Source organism: Aliiruegeria sabulilitoris, assembly GCF_001558155.1.
Classification (GTDB): Bacteria; Pseudomonadota; Alphaproteobacteria; order Rhodobacterales; family Rhodobacteraceae; genus Tropicimonas; species Tropicimonas sabulilitoris.
Window position 1 is genome coordinate 1 of the sequence record NZ_LOAS01000077.1, and the last position, 4,657, is coordinate 4,657.

Genomic DNA, 4,657 nt, shown 5'->3' on the forward strand with positions numbered 1-4,657 from the left:
CGGGCAAGTCCCGCCATGGTGCTCCTGTCCGAGCAATCCAGAAAACACCATCAAGAACAAGCCGGTGGTCTGCGGGTTTGCGCCCATTCGGGGCGCGGATAGACAAGATGAACCACTCAAAGAACGCCCACTCCTCGTCCGACATCAGGTTTCGTGCCAAGCTGGTCTCCATCGCAGATACCAGCTTGAATCACGCCTACTGCCGAGTGTGAATCCCTTTTGTCAACACGACCTAAGCGGGGGCGTTCCGGGTCCGAGACCTCCGCCGCGAGAATGGGGTCATTCGAAATAATCGCCGTGATGCCCACCAAGTCCAAAACGTGGCCGTCCTCCGGTGACAGGTCAACGGCTATCCGGGCTCGGCGCAGCGCTGCTTCGGTGTCGCCGCTTACCGCAAGAGTCCAGCCCACGGTCGCTTTCGCCCAGCCATCAGTTGGGCCGCGTTCCAAGGCGCTCTCTGCCATACTGCTTGCTTCGGCAAGCAGTTCGGATGCGCGTGTGGCGTCATCCGACAGATAGGCCAGAAGCGCCAGGATCTGTGCCGCGCCCGCATATCCGCTGGGCAGGTTAGGGTCGAGATCAATGGCGTGCCGAAATGCGGTGAGCGCAATTTCCTGGCGCTTCAAATCGAAGAGCGGAAAAAACATTCCACGCGTCTGTTCGGCGAGATTGGTGGCCTGCACAATGGGCATGGATCGTTCCCTGAGCGCAGCAAGCTTGGCACTACTGTTATCCGTAGCGTTTTAGTGAGTGCTGGACGAAGATCTGTTGCGAAGAATACACTTGCGATCAGAGCGACAAACAACGCTCCGAGCGCAGCCATCCATTTCCGCGAGCCGGAGTGTTTGTGACCGGCCTCAGTTGTCTGGGGTCCAGGCTCTTTGGGTAGAGTGCGCGGCGGCGCATGCCCCGCTATCAGTGTCGGCTTGTAGCCGCCCGTGGGGATGAGGATGCGGATGTCGTCTTCGGCTCCCTCGCCCTCATAGTATTCCTGGAGCAAGCGTCGCAGGCGTCCGGCCTCGACCCGAACAAGACCCAGCCCGCCGCCATCGCCGTCCAGTCGCCGCCCGTAGACTTCGACTGCAATGGCTTTGCCACGAATTTCGTCGCCATGTCCGGAGAGAGTCTCCTCTACGACGTAGGTAAGAAACTGCCTCAAACGCGGCGACGAAGCCAAGACATCGCTCTCGACAACCTTGTTCAAGGCTGCGCGCGCCTGATCGACGAATTCAGGCGGAAATTCTTTATGTACAATGCCTTGAGTCACTTCTGGGATGCCCGGCCTTACTCCAGCTTACCCCAACTTACCCCAGCTTACTCTGTCTGGCGAGCTTGCTGCGTTACCGTCGGGAAAGCGCTCAGGCTACCACCCGCCAACCTAGAGGCAACGTTGATCCTTCGTCATGATCTGCCAGAACTCACCGATTTGATCCTAGCGCTTTCGCTGGATCACCCGTCACTCAGGGAGGCACTGAATGACTATGAGTTGGCCTGCTCAAGCGAGAACGACGAAACGCTCAGTTCTGAATTGCGTGCTGAATGGGCCAATATCCGCAAGGAACTGGTCCGCGAGATTGAACGCCAAGCGCGGCGCATTTCCGCTACCCCCGACCAACAGAGGACAATTGAATGACCAAAGACAACCGCAACGACACACAACGGCCGAGCCACGTCGAGAACGATGAACCGCAGGATCCCTCCCGCCGCGATCTGCTCAAGGGCGCCGGGGCCGGTGCCGGTGCGGTTGCGGCCGGTGCTGTCGGTCTCGGCGCGAGCCAGGCTGATGCACATCCCGGCGAAGGGCCGTTGGGGGAAAACCTGAAGAACCCCTATGGCGGTCGTCCGGCTGGCGGCATCTCCTTGCCTGAGTATTTCCGGCCGACGAAATATATGACCGGCTCCAACGCCAACTACTTCCCGCTCAGCGAGCAACTGGGACCGGACGAGATGCGGATCTCGTTCTGTGGTTCGACGCCCTGCCCTCCGCGCGAGGATCAGGCCGGCACCTGCATCATGGTCGGGCTTGGCAACGGCAAGCGGTTCTTCTTCGACTTCGGTTCGGGCTGCGTGCGAAATATCGTCGGCATGCAGGTGCCGGGGCAGTTGATCAACGACATCTTCATCTCGCACCTCCACGTCGATCACTATGCCGACATTCCCTACATCTATCCGTTCCGGGCATGGTCGGGCGGCTACACCCCTCTTCGCATCCATGGGCCTTCCGGGCGCACACCGGAGCTTGGCACCCAGGGAATGGTCAACGGCATGAAGCAGATGCTGAAGTGGCACTTGGAAGCATACGACTTGCTCCCGATCGGCGACGGCTACGAAATCGAAGTCAACGAGTTCGATTTCCGTCAGGAAGGCGGTATCGTTTATGACGAGGATGGAGTCGTGGTTCGCTCGTGGCCACGTAGCCACGCTAAAGACGGCGCCGTTGGGTACCGCCTCGACTGGAACGGCCTCAACTTCGTCTGGTCCGGAGATGGTCGCCCTGAAGAGTTGTCCCGGAAATATGGCTAGGGCGCCGACGTGTTCGTGACCGAAATGTCCGGTCAGGATATCGGCCAACTGATGACCTACAAGTACGGCATCCCGCAAGAACTCTTCAACTACACGATCGACACGCACCATACCTCTCACTACGCCGTTGGAAAGCTCTTCGCGGATGCGCGCCCCCGGCTCGGCATGGTGACGCACTACACGCAGGACGAGGATATCGATGCGGAGATGATCGCTGGCATCAGGGCGCACTACGACGGCCTGTTCCAGTGGGGTATCGATGTGGCTGTTGTGAATGTCACCAAGGAGGCAATCTGGTATCGCAAGGAGGTTATCCCCGGCAAGTCGGGAACGGTTCCGCCGTTCCGCGAGTTGCAAGCCGAGGTGGAAGCCGGTCGGCTCGAACTGCCCGAAGAGATCACACTGCCGAATCCACGCCTGACCCGCGCCGACCAGCAGGATCAGAAGTACCGCGACATGGAGATCGATCCGCGGGAGTATTATCCCGAGGATGTGTTCAGGGCGCCGGACGGTGAATGGCCGAAGGACCTGACAATCAAGGTGTCCGACGTACTCGGTCCGCGCGACAAGTAAACGGAACAGGTGTCAGCATGATCGAATTCGGCTCGGCCTCGGCTGTTCCCGTCACCATTCTTACCGGCTTTCTTGGAGCCGGTAAGACCACGCTGCTGAATCGGATACTGACCGGCAACCACGGCCTCCGTGTTGCTGTTCTGGTCAATGACTTCGGCTCCATCAATGTCGATGCCGACCTCGTGGTCGGCATCGAGGACGACGTAATGAGCCTCGCCAATGGCTGCGTCTGCTGCTCGATCCGGGATGACCTGATCGAGACGGTCGAGGCGGTGCTCGCCCGCCCGGAACGACCGGAATACATCCTGCTGGAAGCCAGCGGCGTGTCAGACCCGTTCCCTATCGCTATGACGTTCACGGACCAACGGTTCCGCGACAAGATCCGGCTCGACAGCATCATTTGCCTTGTCGATGCCGAACAGGTCTTTGCGGCGCCGGAACAGATGGAGTTGAAGCTGCGCCAGATCGCCTTCTCCGACATGGTCATTCTCAACAAGGTCGACCTGGTCGAGCAGGAGTCTGTTCAGAAGGTCCACGACTGGCTGACATCGCGCTTCCGGCGGTACCGTCTGGTCGAAGCCGTCAATGCCGATGTGCCGCTGGAGATTCTCCTGTCGGTCCGAGGCTTCGCTGCTGAACAGCTCAACGCCGAAGTGCCCGATCACCACGAGCACGGCCCAGGATGTGGCTGCGACGGACATGACCATACGCATGGGCATGACCACGCGGCGCATTTCTCGACCACCATGTTGCGGTCGGACCGTCCGGTTCCGCTGGCCGGATTGCGCGAAGCGATCAAGCGCCTGCCAGGAGAGGTCTATCGGGTGAAAGGGTTTGTCCTCAGCGAAGAAGACCCTGACCACCGGATCGTTGTGCAGGTTGTCGGCAAACGCATCGACATTGCTCGCGAAGAGCCCTGGGGAGATCGCACGCCCGAGACCCGTCTCGTGGCAATCGGCGCGCCGGGGGCTGTTTCCAAAGAAATGCTGGAAGCGGTTTTTCTTGAGCCGGCCTGATCCGTAGGGTCTGGACCTACAGACTTCACGCTGGGACGGTAGTCGATTCCCTGCGCATTGCCGCCTTTCGTCCGTTTTCGATGAGGTCTGCTACGCGAATGAACCTGCTATTGAGCCGGATCAACGACAGGACCGGTTCTTTTGCTGTAGTTTTGCGGATAAATCGGACAAGACAGCGAGACAACCTAGACCGAACAGAAAAAGTTCCCTTGCGGCGGTAGGGGGTCAATATGAAACAACTTGCATTTCCTCCGGCCATCTGGATGCGCATCACCGTATTTTGTTTCTTGGCGATTGTTGGGGCAACGCAAGCATCTTCTACGGTGACGGATTGGTCTATGTTCGTTGACTTCGATTCCCACGGCAAGGTGTGCTGGGCGGTCACGGAAGCAAAGGATAGGCGCGGGACTCTTGTTTTCGTCACGATCCATAAAGGCGACCGTCAACCTGAGGTCGCGATCAAGATTGTACCCTATCCGAAATCGGCTTCGCGCCTCAGTCGTAAGCGGTGGCTGCGGGCCACGTGCCTTCAGGTTGACGGCTTG

The 4,657-nt window shown here is 59.2% G+C and carries 7 protein-coding genes; 5 read left to right on the forward strand and 2 right to left on the reverse strand.

Annotated features, from left to right (window positions below; translation table 11 throughout):
* The coding region (locus AX756_RS25390; RefSeq protein WP_156461688.1) for a transposase at window positions 1-172 on the reverse strand (172 nt) is incomplete at its 3' end.
* On the reverse strand, window positions 117-692 hold the full coding sequence (locus AX756_RS24440; protein WP_068318442.1) for a tetratricopeptide repeat protein: 576 nt from the start codon (window positions 690-692) through the stop codon (window positions 117-119). The genes AX756_RS25390 and AX756_RS24440, both read right to left, overlap by 56 nt.
* A 212-nt stretch (window positions 693-904) precedes the next feature.
* On the opposite strand from AX756_RS24440, the gene AX756_RS24445 reads away from it, so the two are divergent.
* The 5 genes from AX756_RS24445 to AX756_RS25935 form a co-directional block, all read left to right on the forward strand.
* On the forward strand, window positions 905-1,633 hold the full coding sequence (locus tag AX756_RS24445; protein ID WP_068318443.1) for a hypothetical protein: 729 nt from the start codon (window positions 905-907) through the stop codon (window positions 1,631-1,633).
* Window positions 1,630-2,523 carry a guanitoxin biosynthesis MBL fold metallo-hydrolase GntH gene (gene gntH / locus AX756_RS26220; protein ID WP_197431143.1) on the forward strand — a complete coding sequence of 298 codons (894 nt, stop codon included), beginning with the start codon at window positions 1,630-1,632 and terminating at the stop codon, window positions 2,521-2,523. Before AX756_RS24445 ends, gntH begins: the two co-directional genes overlap by 4 nt.
* Window positions 2,524-2,532: 9 nt before the next feature.
* Window positions 2,533-3,096 carry a hypothetical protein gene (locus AX756_RS26225; RefSeq protein WP_197431144.1) on the forward strand — a complete coding sequence of 188 codons (564 nt, stop codon included), beginning with the start codon at window positions 2,533-2,535 and terminating at the stop codon, window positions 3,094-3,096.
* 17 nt (window positions 3,097-3,113) lie between these two features.
* Window positions 3,114-4,112, forward strand: coding sequence for a CobW family GTP-binding protein (locus AX756_RS24455; RefSeq protein ID WP_068318444.1), 999 nt, complete (start codon window positions 3,114-3,116; stop codon window positions 4,110-4,112).
* Window positions 4,113-4,342: 230 nt separating this feature from the next.
* Window positions 4,343-4,657, forward strand: a 315-nt coding sequence (locus AX756_RS25935; RefSeq protein ID WP_156461689.1) for a hypothetical protein, incomplete at its 3' end; no start/stop codon positions are given.

Bases quoted from the DNA above. Each gene is read 5' to 3' on its own strand.
- AX756_RS24455 (WP_068318444.1), top strand. From the start codon at position 3,114: ATGATCGAATTCGGCTCGGCCTCGGCTGTTCCCGTCACCATTCTTACC.
- gntH (WP_197431143.1), top strand. From the start codon at position 1,630: ATGACCAAAGACAACCGCAACGACACACAACGGCCGAGCCACGTCGAG.
- AX756_RS24445 (WP_068318443.1), top strand. From the start codon at position 905: ATGCCCCGCTATCAGTGTCGGCTTGTAGCCGCCCGTGGGGATGAGGAT.
- AX756_RS24440 (WP_068318442.1), bottom strand. From the start codon at position 692: ATGCCCATTGTGCAGGCCACCAATCTCGCCGAACAGACGCGTGGAATG.